General features: G+C 61.2%; 17 protein-coding genes. 7 read left to right on the top strand and 10 right to left on the bottom strand.

The window, feature by feature from the left end; translation table 11 throughout:
• Nucleotides 1-24 precede the first annotated feature (24 nt).
• From C7T36_RS17240 to C7T36_RS17255, 4 genes are all read right to left on the bottom strand, one after another.
• A complete protein-coding gene (locus C7T36_RS17240; protein ID WP_045066903.1) occupies nt 25-462 on the bottom strand; it encodes a hypothetical protein in 438 nt (145 codons plus the stop codon).
• 126 nt (nt 463-588) lie between these two features.
• Entirely contained in the window at nt 589-1392 is an 804-nt protein-coding gene (gene cmrA / locus C7T36_RS17245) for a mycolate reductase (protein ID WP_033232762.1), read from the bottom strand.
• A gap of 19 nt (nt 1393-1411) precedes the next feature.
• Nucleotides 1412-3442 carry an NADPH-dependent 2,4-dienoyl-CoA reductase gene (locus C7T36_RS17250; RefSeq protein ID WP_045066904.1) on the bottom strand — a complete coding sequence of 677 codons (2031 nt, stop codon included), beginning with the start codon at nt 3440-3442 and terminating at the stop codon, nt 1412-1414.
• Nucleotides 3439-4035 carry a PadR family transcriptional regulator gene (locus tag C7T36_RS17255; RefSeq protein ID WP_045066905.1) on the bottom strand — a complete coding sequence of 199 codons (597 nt, stop codon included), beginning with the start codon at nt 4033-4035 and terminating at the stop codon, nt 3439-3441. Before C7T36_RS17255 ends, C7T36_RS17250 begins: the two co-directional genes overlap by 4 nt.
• A 98-nt stretch (nt 4036-4133) precedes the next feature.
• Between C7T36_RS17255 and C7T36_RS17260 the strand changes: the two genes are divergently transcribed.
• Complete coding sequence (locus C7T36_RS17260; RefSeq protein WP_045066906.1) at nt 4134-5495, top strand: MFS transporter; 1362 nt, start codon at nt 4134-4136, stop codon at nt 5493-5495.
• Here the strand turns inward: C7T36_RS17260 and C7T36_RS17265 are convergent.
• From C7T36_RS17265 to C7T36_RS17275, 3 genes are all read right to left on the bottom strand, one after another.
• Nucleotides 5485-6306: an acyl-CoA thioesterase II gene (locus C7T36_RS17265; protein WP_045066907.1), complete on the bottom strand. Its 822-nt coding sequence runs from the start codon at nt 6304-6306 to the stop codon at nt 5485-5487. The genes C7T36_RS17260 and C7T36_RS17265 overlap by 11 nt on opposite strands.
• 84 nt (nt 6307-6390) lie before the next feature.
• On the bottom strand, nt 6391-7230 hold the full coding sequence (locus tag C7T36_RS17270; protein WP_033232769.1) for an alpha/beta fold hydrolase: 840 nt from the start codon (nt 7228-7230) through the stop codon (nt 6391-6393).
• Between the two features lie 111 nt (nt 7231-7341).
• The gene (locus C7T36_RS17275; protein ID WP_045066908.1) at nt 7342-8562 is read right to left on the bottom strand and encodes an NAD(P)/FAD-dependent oxidoreductase; all 1221 of its coding nucleotides are present in this window, start codon (nt 8560-8562) and stop codon (nt 7342-7344) included.
• A 159-nt stretch (nt 8563-8721) separates the two neighbouring features.
• On the opposite strand from C7T36_RS17275, the gene C7T36_RS17280 reads away from it, so the two are divergent.
• Nucleotides 8722-9075: a VOC family protein gene (locus C7T36_RS17280; protein ID WP_045066909.1), complete on the top strand. Its 354-nt coding sequence runs from the start codon at nt 8722-8724 to the stop codon at nt 9073-9075.
• Between the two features lie 46 nt (nt 9076-9121).
• On the opposite strand, the gene C7T36_RS17285 is transcribed toward C7T36_RS17280, so the two are convergent.
• Nucleotides 9122-9754, bottom strand: coding sequence for a TetR family transcriptional regulator (locus tag C7T36_RS17285; RefSeq protein ID WP_239654703.1), 633 nt, complete (start codon nt 9752-9754; stop codon nt 9122-9124).
• A gap of 156 nt (nt 9755-9910) precedes the next feature.
• Here C7T36_RS17285 and C7T36_RS17290 point away from each other — a divergent pair, with 156 nt between their 5' ends.
• From C7T36_RS17290 to C7T36_RS17300, 3 genes are read left to right on the top strand one after another with little or no spacing between them, the layout of a single operon-like run.
• A complete protein-coding gene (locus C7T36_RS17290; protein ID WP_106939765.1) occupies nt 9911-11014 on the top strand; it encodes a ferredoxin reductase in 1104 nt (367 codons plus the stop codon).
• 31 nt (nt 11015-11045) lie between these two features.
• A complete protein-coding gene (locus tag C7T36_RS17295) occupies nt 11046-12218 on the top strand; it encodes an acyl-CoA desaturase (RefSeq protein WP_045066911.1) in 1173 nt (390 codons plus the stop codon).
• Nucleotides 12219-12232: 14 nt separating this feature from the next.
• On the top strand, nt 12233-12439 hold the full coding sequence (locus C7T36_RS17300) for a hypothetical protein (protein WP_033232783.1): 207 nt from the start codon (nt 12233-12235) through the stop codon (nt 12437-12439).
• Between the two features lie 109 nt (nt 12440-12548).
• Here the strand turns inward: C7T36_RS17300 and gdhA are convergent, their stop codons facing one another.
• Complete coding sequence (gdhA, locus tag C7T36_RS17305) at nt 12549-13892, bottom strand: NADP-specific glutamate dehydrogenase (RefSeq protein ID WP_033232785.1); 1344 nt, start codon at nt 13890-13892, stop codon at nt 12549-12551.
• A gap of 217 nt (nt 13893-14109) precedes the next feature.
• Here gdhA and C7T36_RS17310 point away from each other — a divergent pair, with 217 nt between their 5' ends.
• The gene (locus tag C7T36_RS17310; RefSeq protein WP_181317488.1) at nt 14110-15459 is read left to right on the top strand and encodes a DUF4185 domain-containing protein; all 1350 of its coding nucleotides are present in this window, start codon (nt 14110-14112) and stop codon (nt 15457-15459) included.
• A gap of 61 nt (nt 15460-15520) precedes the next feature.
• On the opposite strand, the gene C7T36_RS17315 is transcribed toward C7T36_RS17310, so the two are convergent.
• A complete protein-coding gene (locus C7T36_RS17315; RefSeq protein WP_033232790.1) occupies nt 15521-17698 on the bottom strand; it encodes a glutamine synthetase III in 2178 nt (725 codons plus the stop codon).
• Nucleotides 17699-17836: 138 nt separating this feature from the next.
• Here C7T36_RS17315 and C7T36_RS17320 point away from each other — a divergent pair, with 138 nt between their 5' ends.
• Nucleotides 17837-18127: a putative quinol monooxygenase gene (locus tag C7T36_RS17320; RefSeq protein ID WP_045066912.1), complete on the top strand. Its 291-nt coding sequence runs from the start codon at nt 17837-17839 to the stop codon at nt 18125-18127.
• Nucleotides 18128-18174: the final 47 nt, after the last annotated feature.

The raw sequence follows: 18174 nt of genomic DNA on the forward strand, positions 1-18174 counted from the left end.
ATGACTGAGTTTGACGGCGTCCCTTTATGTCGTTCGTCGTCGCTTCCAGCCGAACAAACCGAGCGCCGCCAGCAGCGCAACCGCCGCGACACCGCCAACGACCGCTGTTTTGTCGATATAGACGCCGATAGACGGAGTACCGCCGGCTTCCGGAACATAACCTGCGCCGTAGACGGATTCAACTGTTGCCTGGACGTCGAAATCGGTTCCGGTATAGGGGGCGCAGCTGTATCCCTCGTATTCGGCGTCGACGTCGTAGGGTGCCGACAGGAACATCAGTCGTTCGGTACCGAGTACGTAGCTTGTGCCGCAACCATTCCCGTTTGCGAGTGTTCCCACCGACGTCACGGACGAGACATCACCCTTGTAGACGCGACTGACGTCGAACAGATAGGTGTCCTCGAACCCGTCCGAGGATTTCTCGGTGGGCGTGCCGAGGAAGATGGTGCTGGAGACACTCACTGCCTCTTGCGGCGACTCGAAGGAAACACACGAGCACGCGTTTGCCGTGGTGGGTAGCAGTAAGGGCAACCCTCCGGTCGTGAGAAGGATTGCCCCTACAGCCAACGAGCGAGAAGTTCGGATGACTCAGCCGCCGAGCTTCTTGTAGAACGTGCCAACGATTGGCGCGACAACTGCGCGCGGGGTGTAACCGCCGGCGACGGACATCGCCTTGCTCAGGATGCCCGGGACAACGCGCATCTTGTTCTCGGCCAGACCGTCGAGGGAGACCTTGGCCGTGTACTCGCTCGAGATCCAGAAGAAGTCCGGGACCAGCTTGTCGACGATCGAGGCCTCGGCGGGGTCCGGGGTCTCGGTGCGAACCGGTCCGGGGGCGAGGAGAGTGACGTTGACGCCGCTGCCTTTGAGTTCCCCGCGCAGGGATTCCGCGAACGTGTTCACGAAGGCCTTGGTGGCGGCGTAGGTCGCATTGTTGGGAATCGGCATGTTTCCGGCGGCCGATCCGACCATCAGGATGCCGCCGGACTTGCGCTCGACCATTCCGGGCAGAACGGCCAGGGTGAGATCGTGCACCGCGACGGCGTTGAGTTCGACCTGTGCGCGCTCGTAGCTCGGGTCGAGCTCGGCTACCGGCCCGAAGGTGGCGATACCGGCGTTGTTGCACAGGATGCTGATCTCACGCGTGCCCAGTTCCTCGACCAGGACGGCACGGGCCGCGCTGTCCGAGAGATCGCAGGCACGGACCTCGACGTCGACGCCGTGCTTGGCGCGAAGTGTCTCGGCAAGACCCTCCATGACGTCGCCGCGTCGTGCGACCAGGATCAGGGAGTGTCCGCGGGAGGCCAGATCAGTGGCCAGTGCCTCTCCGATTCCGGAGGAGGCACCGGTCACGACGGCGCGGGCTGTGGTGGTGGGTGTCGGCAGGCTCACGATCAGTCAGCGTAGTCGGTCAGATCTTCGCGGCCAGTCGTGTGCCCTGTTCGATGGCACGTTTTGCATCGAGTTCGCCGGCTACGTCTGCCCCGCCGATGATGTGGGTCACCATGCCGGCAACGGTCAGCTCGTCGACGAGATCGCGCACGGATTCCTGTCCGGCGCAGATCACGATGGTGTCGACCTCGAGGAGGCGAGGCTTCTCGTGCTTCTCGCCGAAGGTGATGTGCAGGCCGGCGTCGTCGATCCGTTCGTAGTTCACGCCGGAGAGTTCATGCACACCCTTGTTCTTCAACGCGGCGCGGTGGACCCAGCCGGTTGTCTTGCCGAGGCCGGCTCCGATGCGTCCGGGCTTGCGCTGCAGGAGGTAGACCTCACGCTCCGAAAGCTCCGGGATGGGTGTGGTGAGCGCTCCCGGTGCCATCTCGGGTTCCGTGACGCCCCACTCCTGCTTCCATTCCTTCAGGTGCAAGGTGGGTGATGTTGGGTGAGTGAGGAATTCGCTGACGTCGACGCCGATACCCCCGGCTCCGATCACAGCGACGGTCTTGCCGACGGGCTTGCCCTCGCGGACCACCTCGGCGTACGTCAGTACCTTCGGATTCTCGATGCCGGGGATGTTCGGGACTCGCGGCGTCACTCCGGTGGCGACCACTACCTCGTCGAAGGATCCGATGAGATCGGCTGGAGTCACGCGTGTTTCGAGCTTGACGTCGACGCCGGCAAGGTCGAGTTGCCTGGTGTAGTACCGGATGGTTTCGGTGAACTCTTCCTTGCCCGGGATCAACTGCGCGATCCCGAACTGGCCGCCGATCGTGTCCGACGCCTCGAACAGGGTGACTGTGTGGCCGCGTTGTGCGAGATTCAACGCTGCAGAGAGACCGGCAGGTCCGCCGCCGACAACAGCAAGATTCTTGCTGCGGCGGGTGGCGGAGAGAACGAGCGTCGTCTCGCGTCCCGCGCGTGGATTGAGCAGGCAGGACACATGTTTGCGCACAAAGGCGTGGTCGAGGCAGGCCTGGTTGCAGGCGATGCAGGTATTGATCTCGTCTGGTGCTCCGCGTTGTGCTTTGTTTGCCCAGTCGGGATCGGCCAGCATCGGGCGGGCCATGGAGATCAATTGCGCGTCGCCGCGGGTGAGAATTTCCTCAGCCGTCTCGGGCATGTTGATCCGGTTGGATGCGACCACCGGAATGCTGACGTGCTTTTCGAGTTTGCCGGTGATGTCGACAAAGGCGGCGCGGGGTACGGAGGTCACGATAGTGGGCACCCGTGACTCGTGCCAGCCGATGTCGGTGTTGATGATCGTGGCGCCCGCAGCTTCGATTTCCTGTGCCAGAGTGACGATTTCATCCCATGTCTGACCGCCTTCGACCAGATCGGCCATAGACAGGCGGAACACGACGATGAAGTTCGGGCCGACGGCGCGGCGGGTACGTCTGACGATCTCGACGGCCATGCGTCGACGGTTTTCGGAGCTACCGCCCCATTGATCTTTACGCTTGTTCGTGCGCTCGCACAGGAACTGGTTGATGAAATAGCCTTCGCCGCCCATGATTTCGACGCCGTCGTATCCGGCGGATTGAGCGAGCTTGGCGCAACGGACGTAGTTGCGGATCTGCCAGCGCACCCCACGATCAGTGAGCCGCCGTGGCCGGAACGGGTTGATCGGCGCTTTGATCGACGACGCCGACACACTGAACGGTTGGTAGCTGTACCGACCGGCGTGCAGGATCTGCAATGCGATCTTGCCACCTGCGTCGTGTACTGCCTTGGTGATCCGGCGATGGCGGCGCGCCTCGATCTTGTTGGTCAGCTTGGCTCCGAACGGAAGGAGCCAGCCGGTGCGGTTGGGGGCGTAGCCGCCGGTGACGATCAATCCGACGCCGCCGCGCGCGCGTTCGGCAAAGTACTCGGCAAGTTTGTCGATGTCTTTGGCCCGGTCTTCGAGACCGGTGTGGATCGAACCCATGACTACGCGGTTCTTCAGTGTGGTGAACCCGAGGTCGAGGGGTTCGAACAGGAGGGGGAACTGCGGAGTGGTCATGGCTGCGGGTGTCCTTCCGAGTTGCTGGCAGCGGAGTTGTTGTCGGCTGAGTTGTTGTCGGCAGGGGGTAGGGCGTCCAGAATTTCCTGGCACCAGTCGACAAAGCCCTCTTCGACGCGGATGCCGCCGCGCAGAACGAGATACTGATGCAGGGGTGATCCGGAGAGAGCTGTGGGATTGGGGAAGTCGCGTTTCTCGATAAGTCGGTAGACGTCGAGTCGGGAGGCGTGGCCGTCGCGGTGGCGAGCGACTTCGTCTCGAAGTGCGGGGATGTCTGCGCTACCGGCGGCGCGGATCTTCACGGCCAGTTCATTACGCAGATGGCTGGGTTCGGACGGTTCGGCTATCCAGCGCGTCAGCTCGGCGCGGCCGGCTCCGGAGACCCGATACACCTTCTTGTCCGGGCGCCCGTCCTGAGCGACGGTTTCCACCTCGAGCCACCCGGCTTCGTCCATCCGCTTGAGTACGCGGTAGATCTGCTGGTGCGTCGCGCTGTGGAAGAACCCGATCGACTTGTCGAATCGACGGGTCAGGTCGTAGCCCGACGCCTCCTGCTCGGTCAGCGAGGTGAGGAGCGCGTGTTCGAGTGCCATGAGTGAAGTATGTATGCACCTCGTTCCATATGCAACCAAGTGCATACCCTGAAAAGTTTGCACTGTTTTGTCCCTCTCGCTCGAATAGGCTCGCGATCATGAGCGCAGAGTCGACAAGTACGCAGGCGGAACCGCCCGCAGGGATAGGCGCCGCGGCGACCAAGAGTCAGGTGGTTGCGTGGGGGCTGTGGGACTGGGGATCTGCAGCATTCAACGCGGTGATCTTGACTTTTGTCTTCTCCGTTTACCTCACCGACGCAGTGGGCGACGATCTACCCGGCTCGGTGTCGGCCACAACATGGCTCAGTTGGGCACTCGGAATCGCCGGATTCTTCATCGCGATTCTTGCTCCCGTCACCGGACAACGGTTCGACGCGTCAGGCAAGCGCAAGTGGTCGTTGGCGATCCTCACCGGCATCACCGTTCTGTCGATGGCTGGGTTGTACTTCGTCGAGGACAACTATCGGTATCTGTGGCTGGGGCTTGTGCTCCTCGCCATCGGTTCGGTGATCTTCGAACTGGCCGGAGTTCCGTACAACGCCATGATGCGGCAGGTGTCGACGCCGGAGAACTTGGGCCGCGTGTCCGGGTTCGGCTGGGCCATGGGTTATTTCGGTGGAATTGTTCTGTTGTTGCTCTGCTACTTCGGGTTCATCGTCGGTGACGGCGACACGCGAGGTTTTCTGGGATTGACCACCGACGGCGGCCTGAACATCCGGATGGTGGCACTGCTTGCGGCGGTATGGTTTGCCGTCTTCGCGATCCCGGTGTTCTTCAAGGTGCCCGAGTTGCCTACGCCCGACGCAGATCCGGGTGCGGCAAAGGCGGGGTTCCTCGATTCCTACCGCGTGCTGTGGCGCGACTTGCGCGAACTGTGGATCGTCGACCGTCGCACTATCTGGTACTTGATCGCGAGCGCCTTGTTCCGCGACGGACTCGCCGGGGTGTTCACTTTCGGTGCTGTCCTTGCCGTGAATGTGTACGGCATCAGTGCTGCGGACGTACTGTTGTTCGGCGTTGCGGCCAACGTTATTTCGGCCATCGGCGCCTTGGTGGCAGGGCGATTCGACGACCGGATCGGGCCCAAGCAGGTCATCACCGTATCGCTCGCGTCGATGATCGTGGTCGGTGCAATCTTGATCGCGGTGTCCGGGCCGGTGATGTTCTGGATCTTCGGACTCGCGCTGTGCTTGTTTGTCGGGCCGGCACAATCGTCCGCTCGAACGTTCCTGGCGCGCATCACTCCGCCCGGTCGTGAAGGTCAGCTTTTTGGTCTGTATGCGACCACAGGCCGAGCAGTATCGTTTCTTGCGCCGACACTGTTCGGCCTGTTTGCGTGGATGTTCGGTGCCGATCGCGCCGGCATCGTCGGACTGTTGGTGGTTCTTGCTGTGGGTCTGGCTGCCTTGTCGCTGGTCAAGGCGCCCGAAGGCGACAGTGCGGAGGCTGTTAGTCCTTGAAGTAGACCAATTGGTGAGTGGTGGCCAGCAGTTCGCCGTCACTGCCCCATAATTCGGCGCTCTGATCGAAGTAACCGTTACCGAAACGCTGGGTGCGTGCGGTTCCGAGGACGGAGCGATCGGACTGCCGGGCCAGCGCTGCGGCGTCGGCATGGAAGTAGATCGTCAGCGATACGGTTCCAGCGGGAGCCATCTTGCCGCGGCGCAGGAACACTCGCGGAAAGAACACATCGCACAACGAGGTCAGCGAGAAGAAATCAAGCGCGCGCGGCGGGCTGTCGCGAACCCAGAGAGTCGAGACGGAGTCGGGATGCTCGCCGGATTCCAGATCGGGGATTGCGCCCTCGATAAACCGCATTTCGTAATTCTGAGCCCAAGCGATGAACTCGGGGAACGGTTGCGCGGGAACATCTTCTGCAGCCGGCACCGCGGGCATCTCGATTTCCGTGGAGTCCCAGGTATCGCGGCGGAGGCCGAACACAGCTGTTGCGGTAGTCGCCACGGTGCCGTTCTGAGCGAGTTCGATCCACCAATGCTGTGTCGTTCGGTTGGTGCGCACCGGACGCGCAGTGATCTCGAACTGGCCTTCGGCGATCGGGCCCGCAAAATTGACCGTCAGCGACAGTGGTTCACCTAGGCACTCGGGGTGCCTCTGAACCGAGGCCAGCAACGTGGCCGAGGTGATTCCGCCGAACGGGCCGACCATGTTGTTGTATGCGGTACTGGTGTGCCCGGTCGAGAGACCCGGCGTAATGGATTCCAGGTCGACTGCGGCATCAAACGGATGCGGGGGTGCAACGGTTGTGGTCACGACAAGCTCCTGACGGTGAAATCGGTGTAGTAGGCAGTCAGTATATGTATGACAACCTACATAGAAGCTCAGGTGTAGGTCGGATCAGGCTCCCGCTCGCCGGATTATCGCGTCCGCCAGTTCCTCGGCGCGTTCCTCGGGTACCCAGTGACTGCCGCCCTCCAGAACCACAAATTCGTACGGCGCATCCACGAATTCACCGCATCGTTCTGCTGCGGCGCGGCCGAGTGCGGTGTCGGCCGTACTCCAGACGTACGTCGTCGGAACAGTGGTGGGGGCTATGTCTCCGAAATCGCGAGTCATGGCGCGATACCAGTTCAATGCGCCGGTCAATGCTCCATCGCCACTGAGGATGCGAATATGTTCGTCGGCGAACTCGGGATCGATCTGGCCGTCGAACATCGCCCGCAATCGTCGGAAGTTGTCCTCCGACAACACCTTTTCGGCCTTCCCTTCCTGGCGGAGCAGTCGGATGTACGTCGAGCGTTCCTTTTGATCCTGGTCTTCGCGCAGCGCCCAACCGAAAGCGGTGGGGTGGGGAACCGAGATTGCGGTCAGGCTGCGAATTCGCTGTGGATGCCGTCCCGCAACCTGCCAGGCCACTGCGGATCCCCAGTCGTGGCCGACAAGATGAGCGTCGGGCAACCCCAGGGCGTCGAGCAGGCCGACGGTATCGGCAACAAGGTGCTCGATGCGATAGGCGTCGACGCCGGAGGGACGGGCATCGGGGGAATACCCGCGCTGATGCGGCGCTATGACGCGAAATCCGGCGGCCGTCAGTAGGGGAGTCACTTTGCCCCAGGACGCGGCGCTTTCGGGGAATCCATGCAAGGCAAGAAGCGGGACGCCGTCGTCCGGACCGGAAATCAGGACGTCGAATGTCAGGTCGCCGACAGGAATCCGAAACGTATTCGTGGAGGACATGGTGCCACCGTACGAGGCAACTCCGGATCCACACCACACTTCGGGCTGAATTGATGACCGGCGGTCGCCTCAGCAGGCGATACGTTTGGGGGAAGGTGTGCGAAAGGCAGACTACTGGTGTCCGCGGGCCGGCCGTGTCTGTAGTTCTGGTGCGGCGGCGGTCAGTAGGGCGGCCCGATCGCGGGTCAACGGCGGATAGATGCGTTGGGTGTTGATGGTGTTCTTGGTGGCTTTGGCCTGTGCGCCGGTCGCCACAACTTGCCGATCCCAGCCTTCGGTGTAGACCGCACCTGCCGGGCCTAGGTCCAAAACCGTGACATACCACGGGATGCGGAGGGCCAGCATCGGATTGCCGAGCAGATCACCGATCACGTTGTACCCGGCGTAGCGGCCCATCGGCCGGCTGTGCTGGCAGGACATCACCGACTGATGCTGATTATCCATCTTCGCGGTGGCGACGTCGCCGGCAGCGAATACGCCTGGTACGCCGATCACCTGGAGATAGTCGTCGACCGGGAGCCGTCCGAGCCGATCACGTTCGACCGGGAATTGCGCGGTCAACGGGTTTGCCTTCATGCCGGCGCACCAGATGACCGTCGCGGCGGGCACCATCTCATCCGAAGACAGCGTGACCCCGCCCTGGTCCACCGTGGTCACACTCATCCCGGTCAGTGTCTCGACTCCGGTGTTGGACAATGCCGCTTCGATGACCGGCCTCGCCGACGCACCCATATCCGATCCGACGTTGGGGTTGTGGTCCACCAGCACCACGCGCGAGGTCACGTCGGCGCCGAACAGGGCAGTGAGCCGGCCTGGCAACTCGCAGGCGGTTTCGATGCCCGTCAGGCCGGCCCCGACCACCACCACGGTCGCCGCGGCGGGTGTGACGGGTCCTTCGGCCAGCAGGGTCAAATGAGCGTCGAGTTTCATTGCGCCGTCGTAGGTATCGACGTCGAACCCGAACTCCGTCAGACCCGGGATATCGGGTCGGGCTACACGGCTACCTGCCGCCAGAACGAGGCGGTCGTAGCCGTACGTCTGCGACTGACCACCGACGTTTGCGGAGACGGTCCGCGCACCGGTGTCGATTGCGGTCACCTCCGCGGTGACATAGGCGATCCCGGCCGGGTTGAGGACATCGGCCAGCGGGATGCGGCAGGCGCTGAGATCGGCCTCGTAGTTGCGCACCCGGATGTCGTGGAAGGGCTGGGCACTGAGCACCGTGATCGACACCTGCCCGGCCGGTATCCCGAGTTCGTCGAGCCGCCGAGCAGCGCCGAGCGCGGCCCATAATCCGGCGAATCCGGAACCGATGATGATGACATCGCTCATGCGTCGAGGGTCTCACGGATCGCGGCAGAACAGGTGTGTGCTGCGTTGGAATGTCGAGAACGCTGCGATAAGAGAAACAATTCGCCGATGACTTAGCCCGGTCTGTCAGGTCAGTATCTGAGTACGAGCGCCATTTTTTACGTCGAGAGGTACAAACTTATGTCGATCGATCATGTTCTCGCTGTTGTCCCCGTTCGAGATCTGACAGAGGCAGTGCAGTGGTACTCGAGTCTGTTCGGACGCGGGCCTGACAATCGCCCGATGGTGAACTTGGCAGAATGGCGTGTGACTGACACCGGATGGGTACAGGTCACGGTGGACACTCGCCGTGCGGGTCTGGCGCTGCTCAATTTTGCCGTGGACGACCTCACGACGCACCGTGAGGCGATCGGTGCGCGAGGACTGACGCTGGATGCGGTGGTGGATGCAAACAAAGGTGTGCAGTTGTCGAGCATCAGCGATCCTGACGGCAACACCCTGACATTCATCGGCGGGTTCCGGATCCACTACTGACCGGAACTACGCCTCGTGTACGAGTTCGTAGTGTTCGACTCTGTTTCTAGGTTCGAGAGGGATCCCAGGTAGCCATACCCAGAATGATCAGCCGCAACTGCTTTTCGGCCCGCGCGATTACAGCATCTTCGCTGGGATATCCCGGCGAGCCTGCGTCGAGCAGTGCCACGACGGCGGTGAACATCACGCCGACGATCAGGTCGGCCGCAATTTCAAGATCGTCGTGTCGCCAGTTTTCCAGCCCAGCCATTCGGGAGAGGTCGACGGTGAGTTCGCTGACGAACAATCGCATCTCGGTGTTGATGGCGCGTCGTATCTCGCTGATGCCGCCGTAGCGTTCGCGGCAGAGGAAGCGAAACTCGCGCTCGTGTGAATGAACCTGGCGGACAAGGATATCGAGTGAGGTTCCGGCGTTCTTGGGGCTGGGGTCGCGCCTGGCGTCGCGCAACATTTGCCGAAGCATGCGCATGCTCTCCTCGACCAGGACGACTCCGAGGTCTTCCATCGAGGCGAAGTGCCGATAGAAGGCCGTGGGGACGATGCCCGCCTCGCGGGCCACTTCGCGGAGGCTGATGCCGGCAAAACTCCGGTCGGCGAGGAGATCCATCGCGGTATCGAGCAGCGCTTGGCGTGTGCGCTCCTTCTTGGCTGCGCGATTTTCCGGCTCAGCCTTGGTCACGATGTACGAGTGTAGATATCGGCACGGTGGACTCTTTCTGTGGATCGCGTAACTCACGTCACATTCATCTTGACATATACCTGTGTGCACCTGTCACACTATTATCAGTGAACATTTGTACACTGAAATTATGCAACCTGGAAGGAGTGGCTGACAATGGCATCAACCTCCAAGACTCTGGCCAGACGCGGGCTGGCCCTGATCGAAGCCATGGCTGCTCCGCATCAGATCGATCGGTACCTCGAACTCGTCAATCCCATGGCGACGGTGCGCGACATTCGCGCGCAGGTCGTAGCGGTCGACCATCCGACCGCTGATTCAGTGACATTGACCCTGCGTCCGACGCGCCAGTGGCGCGGATTCTCTGCCGGACAGTTCGTCCAGGTAGGCGTCGTGATCGACGGGGTGCGTCATACCCGCTGCTACTCACCGGCTGGTTCTGCGTCCAGCCGTGATGGCCTTATCGAACTCACCGTGAAAGCTCATCCCGGTGGGCTGGTGTCGCAGTATTTGAACGCGCATGCCGAACCGGGACTTGTAGTCAGCTTGTCGCAGGCCGACGGTGTTTTTACGCTCCCCATCGAACGGCCCTCCCACATACTCCTGATCAGCGGTGGCAGTGGAATCACCCCGGTGATGTCGATGCTGCGCACCCTCGTCGACGCAGAACATCGCGGCGAGATCGTGTTCCTGCATTACGTGAACACCAAGAAGGATGTGTCGTATCTCCACGCGTTGAAGGGCATCGCTGAGCAGCATCGGAATGTGAAACTGGTACTCGTGTACACCGAATCCGGTGGGGGAGACCTGGACGGTTTCTTCGACAACACGCACCTGAGCGCGGTCGCGCCCTGGATTGCCGATCCGGAAACGGCCGATGCGCAGGCGTACCTCTGCGGGCCACCCGGGCTGATGCACGGTGTGCGCGAGGTCTTTCGTGAACTCGACATCGAGCACCTGCTCCATACCGAGGAGTTTGCACCCGCCGCAGCTGAACCCGGCGACGCAGGCGGCGAAGTGTCGTTCACGAAAAGTGGAGTGGCGGCCGAAAACTCAGGCAAAACCCTCCTCGAACAGGCGGAAGCCGCGGGGCTGAGTCCGGAATACGGCTGCCGGATGGGCATCTGCTTCTCGTGTACCTCCGTCAAGAAGCTCGGCCGAACACGCAACATTCGCACCGGTGAGACCGACGACGAACCCGACAAGAAGATCCAACTCTGTGTCAGCGCACCCGTCGGCGACGTCGCCGTGGATATCTGAGCGAAGACACCAACACTTTTTGGAGACTGTCATGTTTGGACTTTCCCTTTCTACACTCCCTTTCCTGGGCAACGGACCTGATAAGAACCCCGACGCTCCGGTAGTACTCACCTACGACCAGGTCGAGGAAATCGGCCGTGAGTTGGATGCGATCCGGGATCGCACGGTCGCATCGCTCGGCGCCGAGGACCGCGAATACATTTATCGGATCATCAAGGCGCAGCGTGGTTTCGAGGTTGCCGGCCGAGGTCTGATGTACCTTGGCTTCCTGCCGCCGGTGTGGCTCGCAGCGGTGGGCGCGCTGAGTATCTCGAAGATCCTGGACAACATGGAGATCGGGCACAACGTCATGCACGGTCAGTACGACTGGATGCGTGAACCAGGCCTCAATTCCGAAGTGTTCGAATGGGATACGGTGTGTCCGTCGGACCAGTGGCGTCACTCGCACAACTACATGCATCACACCTACACAAATATTCTGGGCAAAGACCGGGATATCGGATACGGCATTCTGCGTATCGACCCAGCCCAAAAATGGAACCCCTATTACCTCGGTAATCCGGTATGGGCGTTTGCCCTGATGATGCTCTTCGAGTGGGGCGTCATGATGCATGATCTGGAGATCGAGAATGTCCTCGCCGGCAAGCGGAAATGGTACGACGTCAAACCGCTGATCAAGGGTTGGTGGAAGAAGGCAGGCAAGCAGGTCCTCAAGGACTACGTTATCTTCCCGGCTCTTACCGGACCGCTGTTCGCCACCACTCTGGCAGGAAATGTCACCGCAAATCTGGTCCGGAACGTATGGACCTACTCGATCATCTTCTGCGGCCATTTCCCCACCGGCGTACAGAGTTTCACAGAGGACGAGACGGCCGAGGAGACTCGGGGGCAGTGGTATGTCCGTCAGATGCTCGGCAGTGCCAACATCCAAGGCAGTCCGTTGTTCCACATCATGTCCGGCAACTTGTCCCACCAGATCGAACATCATCTGTTCCCGGACCTGCCGGCACATCGGTACCCGCAGATTGCGCCTGAGGTCGAGGCACTGTGCGCGCAGTACGGTTTGCCGTACAACACGGGTGGCTTCTGGAAGCAGATCGGATCGGTATGGGGCAAGATCTTCAAGTTTGCCTTGCCGCCTGGAATGATCAAGTCACAGAGTCTTACCGGTGTTATTGTCGAACGCCAGAGAACCGTAGCCTGAGAGGCGCACACGTGATGGTCGGGAAATTTGAACGTCGCAAAGACACCGTCCAGGAATTGACGGAATCGGCGGCTACGCACGTCGGATCCATCGCGATGATCATCGCCGGTGCAGTCCGCGACGTGACCCGGGAAATCGGGGACTGGGTATCCGACGGTATCGAAATGCGTGAGGCGGCAAAGAAAGCCGCCGCCGACGACACAACCGAACCACCGACTTAACTGAGCCGGCAACGCTGATTCGTCAACGCTGATCCAGCAACACTGTTTCATCAACGCAAAGGACGCCCCCACACAGTGGAGGCGTCCTTTGCCGGTTGGACGGTACTTCTTAGATAACGCCCAGCGAGATCATGGCGTCGGCGACCTTGACGAAGCCGGCGATGTTCGCGCCGTGCACGTAGTCGCCAGGCTTGCCGTACTCGGCAGCCGTGTTGATGGTGCGGCTGTGGATGCCACGCATGATGCGGGCGAGACGCTCGTCGGTGTACTCGAAGCTCCAGGAATCGCGTGACGCGTTCTGCTGCATTTCGAGAGCCGAGGTGGCGACGCCACCGGCGTTTGCTGCCTTACCTGGAGCAAACGCGACGTTGGAGTCGCGGAAGAGTGCGATGCCACCGGGGGTGGTGGGCATGTTCGCGCCTTCGGCAACAGCCTGAACGCCGTTGGCGATCAAGGTCTTTGCGGCGTCTTCATCGAGCTCGTTCTGGGTTGCGCAGGGGAGTGCAACGTCGCACGGCACGTCCCAGATGGAACCGCCGGCGATGAACTGTGCGTGCGGAACGGCGTCGGCGTACTCGCTGATGCGGCCGCGGCGAACTTCCTTGATCTCCTTGAGGAGGTCGAGGTCGATGCCCTTCTTGTCCACGATGTACCCCGAGGAGTCGGAGCAGGCGATCGCGACGCCGCCGAGCTTGTGGATCTTCTGGATCGCGTAGATGGCGACGTTGCCGGATCCGGAGATCACGACGTTCTTGCCCTCGAGGTCTTCGCCCTTGGCCTTGAGCATTTCGGCGACGAAGTACGCAACGCCGTAGCCGGTGGCCTCGGTGCGGACCTGAGACCCGCCCCAGGTGATGCCCTTGCCGGTGAGAACGCCGGACTCGTAGGTGTTGGTCAGTCGCTTGTACTGGCCGAACAGGTAACCGATCTCGCGGCCACCGACGCCGATGTCGCCGGCCGGAACGTCGGTGTATTCACCGATGTGGCGCTGCAGTTCCGTCATGAAGGACTGACAGAAACGCATGACCTCTGCGTCGGTGCGGCCCTTGGGATCGAAGTCCGATCCACCCTTGCCGCCGCCGATGGGCAGGCCGGTGAGGGAGTTCTTGAAGATCTGCTCGAAGCCGAGGAACTTCACGATGCCCAGGTTGACACTGGGGTGGAACCGCAGGCCGCCCTTGTACGGGCCGAGTGCGCTGTTGTACTGGACGCGGAAGCCACGGTTGACGTGAACATTGCCGTTGTCGTCGGTCCACGGCACGCGGAAGATGATCTGGCGTTCCGGCTCGCACAGGCGCTCGATCAGCCCGGCGTCGGCGTAGCGCGGGTGGCGCTCGAGTACGACGTGGAGAGATTCGAAAACTTCGGCTGCAGCCTGGTGGAACTCCGGCTCACCTGCATTGCGAACCAACACCTGATCATAAATCTGCGCTACGCGGTCACGTACGGACACCGCTCACCTACCTGACATTGTGAGTACTTTTTTACATTTCCGTTACATAGTAGGCGCCTTTGTTGCCCAATCCGGCATCCGTTGGGCGAAGGTGAAATCCGCCACACCGGGTTTTTCCGGGAAATCAAGTGACCGTTTTATAACGATTTGCTCTTCTTTCACTCTGTTAACACTGCGCTGGTGGTTTGCTGGCGGAGCGAACAAATAGACAGAGGGGATGCGTGTGCGCTCGAAACGGTCTGTGTCAGCGTTGTTGTCCATAGGTGTAGTCACGATTGCGGCAACCATCGCGTCAGCCCCAGCGGCATCGGCGATAGGTGGACCGTGTGGGGCAGGCGGTACCGGTTCGCTTGGCTCGCTGACGGGTTCGATGACGGGTTCCCTCTCGGGCTCTGCCGGCACGGGATCGCTGGTCAATTCTTTGCCCTGGATCACGGGCGCACCGAACGGCGCATTGCCCGTATTGACCGGCCGGACCAAGGCAATCGAAATGGTGACCGGCCCTGGCAGCCCGAACGACACGATCAACCGGTTCAACGTCTCGGGTACAGACCTCGGAATCATGTGGGACAACGGGCTTTCCGGAGCTGACCACAACGTGTTGATGGCATTCGGTGACACTGTCGGCGACTGCGAGGTCGACGGCGACGACTGGCGCAGCAATGTGCTCTTCCGCAGTAGTAACACCGATTTCCAGGACCGGCTTCGGATCGACAGTTCACCCAAGGACCTTCCGAATCACTCCAAGGAGATCATCCCGGGATTCGGCATCCCGTTCGAGTTCACCACGATCCCGACGGCCGGCATCTCCTACGGCGGTGTGCAATACATCCGGTTCATGTCGGTTCGTACGTGGGACGAGCCGGGCGCCTGGACAACCAACTACTCGGCGCTGGCCTACTCGACGGATAACGGCGAGAACTGGGACATCGAGCCCGCGACGGTACGCGCCAACACTCCTGGCCTCGACATCCCGGGAATTCCGGCAGTGTCCTCGATCAACGAGAACTTTCAGCAGAGCGCGTTCGTCGACGGTGGCGACGGCTATATCTACGAGTACGGCACCCCGTCGGGACGCTTCGGTAAGGCAGTTTTGGCGCGTGTCCTCGGTGCAGAACTGCGAAACCCCCTTGCCTACACGTATTGGGACGGTTCGGGTTGGAGTGCGAACTCCGACGACGCGGTGCAGGTCATCAAGGCCCCGGTCAGTGAACTCGCGGTGCAGTGGAACGACTATCTCGACAAGTACGTCGCGATGTACACCAGCGCGGACGGCAGTCTGGTGATTCGGCAGGCCGATCATCCCGAGGGGCCGTGGAGTGGCACGCAGACCCTTCTGAGCGGATATACCCTGCCGAGTCTGTACGGCGGGTTCATGCACCCGTGGACCTCTCGAACCGGCAACACGCTCGAGTTTGTCGCTACAACGTGGGATCGCTACAACGTGATCTATATGCAGACCGACCTGACGGGCATGAAGATGTCGTCGTCGGATTCGCGCGACCGGCCGGACCCCGCGACAACCGGTGAGGCTCAGCTCCTGGAGATGAGAATGCCCGGAGAATAAAAATATGGCATAACAATATGGCCTGCAACCGGAATTCGGTTGCAGGCCATATTCTTTGTCGTCAGAGGATGTAGAGCATTTCCTGATAGGTGGGAAGTGGCCAGTGGTCGTCCGCAACCATGGTTTCCAGGAGATCCGCAGCGGTGCGAACATCCGCCATGGCCGGCATCAAAGCCTCCTGCGCATGCGTGGCTGCCTCGAGCGGCGAGTCGTGGGGAATTTCCTTGATCGCCGCGCGCAAAGCGGCAAGTGCTGCCCGAAGAGCGGTCACCGGTTCGGAAACCTCGGTCAGCGGCGCTGAATCCGGTTCGAGGCCGGCAGCCTTCAATGCAACGAAGTTCTGCGCGATCTCGGTCTGATGGCGGACTGCGGCGGGCAGGATCAGCGTCGTGCCGATTTCAACCGCAAGGCGTGCCTCGACGCCGATACTCAGCGCGTACTGCTCGAGGCCGACCTCGTAGCGGCTGTGCATCTCTCGATGGTTGAAGACGTTGTACTTGTCGAAGAGCTCCAAAGCGGATTCGGAGATGAGTTCGGGCAAAGCGTCCAACGTGGTCCGTAGGTTGGGCAGGCCGCGTGCCTCCGCTTCGATCTGCCAGTTTTCCGAGTAGCCGTCACCGTTGAAGACGACGGCACCGTGGTTGGTGATGATGTCGGTCAGCAGGTTCTGAACCGCGGTGTCGAAATCGGCACCGTCGGCAACTGCCGTTTCGAGTTCGGTTGCCATGTAGTCGAGAGCTTCGGCCATGATCGTGTTGATGGTCACCATCGGACCGTTGACGGTCTGCATGGAACCCGGAGCGCGGAACTCGAACCTGTTGCCGGTGAAGGCAAATGGGCTGGTCCGGTTGCGGTCGCCGGGATCAGTAGGGAGAACGGGGAGCGTGTCGGCACCGATCATCATGGTGCCCTTGTCCTTCGACGACGTCGCAGCACCCTTGGCGATCTGCTCGAACACGTCGGCCAGTTGGTCGCCGAGGAAGATCGAGATGATCGCGGGCGGAGCCTCGTTGGCGCCGAGGCGGTGATCGTTGGTAGCCGACGCCACGGAGGCGCGCAGGAGTCCCGCGTACTTGTGGACGGCGCGGATCACAGCTGCACAGAACACCAGGAACTGAGCATTGTCGTGCGGATTATCGCCTGGGACAAGCAAACTGCCGAGTTCCGAGTTACCCAACGAGAAGTTGACGTGCTTGCCCGAGCCGTTGACACCGTCGAACGGCTTCTCGTGGAATAGGCACTCCATGCCGTGCTTCTTGGCGACGGTCTTGAACGTGGTCATCAACAGCTGCTGATGGTCGGCGGCGATGTTGCCGCGCTCGAACATCGGCGCGATCTCGAACTGGCCGGGAGCAACCTCGTTGTGACGGGTCTTCGCGGGAATGCCGAGTTTGAACAGTTCGCGTTCGGTATCCATCATGAAGCCGAGGACTCGCTCGGGGATGGCGCCGAAGTAGTGGTCGTCGAACTCCTGGCCCTTGGGTGGCTTGGTGCCGAAGAGCGTGCGGCCGGCATTGAGCAGGTCGGGGCGGGCGAGGAAGAAGTGCCGATCGATCAGGAAGTACTCCTGCTCGGGACCGCAGAAGGACACAATCTGCTCGGGTTCGGTGTGGCCGAACAGCTTCAGGATGCGTTCGGCGTGCACGCCCATCACCTGCTGCGAGCGGAGCAGCGGAGTCTTGTGGTCGAGCGCTTCGCCGGTCATCGATACGAAAACCGTAGGGATGCAGAGGGTATTGCCGTTGGGGTTCTCGAGAACGTATGCCGGGCTGGTGACGTCCCAGCCGGTGTATCCGCGAGCCTCGAACGTGTTGCGCAGGCCGCCGTTGGGGAAGCTCGACGCATCCGGCTCACCCTGGATGAGTGTCTTGCCCGCAAATTCGGCGAGCGCAGACCCGTCGCCGACCGGCTCGAAGAAGCTGTCGTGCTTCTCGGCCGTCAGTCCGGTCAGTGGGTAGAAGACATGCGCGTAGTGGGTGGCGCCCTTCTCGAGTGCCCAGTCCTTCATGGCCGATGCAACGGCGTCTGCAACCGCCGGGTCGAGGGGCTTGCCCTGTTCGATCGTGGCGATCACGGACTTGTAGATCTGCTTGGGCAGGCGCTTCTGCATCACCACTTTGTTGAACACGTTGGCGCCGAACACCTCGCCGGGAGCTTCGTCGCCTGAGAAACTCACGACGGGAGGTGTGTAGGCCTCGACGTCCTTGATCGCTTGCAGACGAACTGCATTTCCACTCATCTACGTACCCCTCGCGCGGCCCAGGGCAGCTTGTTGCGACCCGATTGCCGATCACTTTACGAACCTTCTGTATCGGGAATGTTTCACAGACATTGCGCCTGCTCTCGACTTGTCGGTGGGTTCGGGCAGGATTGCCGAATGTCAGCGATCAGGGTGTTGGTGGGCAGTGCGGTCGAACCGGAAAATCTCGCGCAGGTCATAGATATCTACCGCGAACTTGTTCGCGAGACCCGCAAGGAGAGCGGCTGCATCAGCTACGAATTGCTGCAGCAAAGCGACAATCCCGGCGAGCTGATGTTGGTGGAGGAATGGGAATCCCAGGCCCACCTGGACGCTCACACGCACACCGATCATTTTGTGCGGTTGGTTGCGGCCCTGGACAGGTTGGAGAAGGCTGCGCCGGCGCGGGTTTATTCAAAAGTGTTGTGACGCAGATATTCCCATAGGTATTGATTGCTGTTAGAATCGAATGTACG

Source organism: Rhodococcus sp. AD45-ID, assembly GCF_003023755.1.
Classification (GTDB): domain Bacteria; phylum Actinomycetota; class Actinomycetes; order Mycobacteriales; family Mycobacteriaceae; genus Rhodococcus_F; species Rhodococcus_F globerula.

What these genes read in the sequence shown, in the direction of transcription:
- C7T36_RS17260 (WP_045066906.1), top strand. Translation starts at nt 4,134, where the DNA reads ATGAGCGCAGAGTCGACAAGTACGCAGGCGGAACCGCCCGCAGGGATA.
- C7T36_RS17320 (WP_045066912.1), top strand. Translation starts at nt 17,837, where the DNA reads ATGTCAGCGATCAGGGTGTTGGTGGGCAGTGCGGTCGAACCGGAAAAT.
- C7T36_RS17275 (WP_045066908.1), bottom strand. Translation starts at nt 8,562, where the DNA reads ATGAGCGATGTCATCATCATCGGTTCCGGATTCGCCGGATTATGGGCC.
- C7T36_RS17270 (WP_033232769.1), bottom strand. Translation starts at nt 7,230, where the DNA reads ATGTCCTCCACGAATACGTTTCGGATTCCTGTCGGCGACCTGACATTC.
- C7T36_RS17280 (WP_045066909.1), top strand. Translation starts at nt 8,722, where the DNA reads ATGTCGATCGATCATGTTCTCGCTGTTGTCCCCGTTCGAGATCTGACA.
- C7T36_RS17310 (WP_181317488.1), top strand. Translation starts at nt 14,110, where the DNA reads ATGCGTGTGCGCTCGAAACGGTCTGTGTCAGCGTTGTTGTCCATAGGT.
- C7T36_RS17255 (WP_045066905.1), bottom strand. Translation starts at nt 4,035, where the DNA reads ATGGCACTCGAACACGCGCTCCTCACCTCGCTGACCGAGCAGGAGGCG.
- C7T36_RS17295 (WP_045066911.1), top strand. Translation starts at nt 11,046, where the DNA reads ATGTTTGGACTTTCCCTTTCTACACTCCCTTTCCTGGGCAACGGACCT.
- C7T36_RS17300 (WP_033232783.1), top strand. Translation starts at nt 12,233, where the DNA reads ATGGTCGGGAAATTTGAACGTCGCAAAGACACCGTCCAGGAATTGACG.
- C7T36_RS17290 (WP_106939765.1), top strand. Translation starts at nt 9,911, where the DNA reads ATGGCATCAACCTCCAAGACTCTGGCCAGACGCGGGCTGGCCCTGATC.
- C7T36_RS17315 (WP_033232790.1), bottom strand. Translation starts at nt 17,698, where the DNA reads ATGAGTGGAAATGCAGTTCGTCTGCAAGCGATCAAGGACGTCGAGGCC.
- C7T36_RS17250 (WP_045066904.1), bottom strand. Translation starts at nt 3,442, where the DNA reads ATGACCACTCCGCAGTTCCCCCTCCTGTTCGAACCCCTCGACCTCGGG.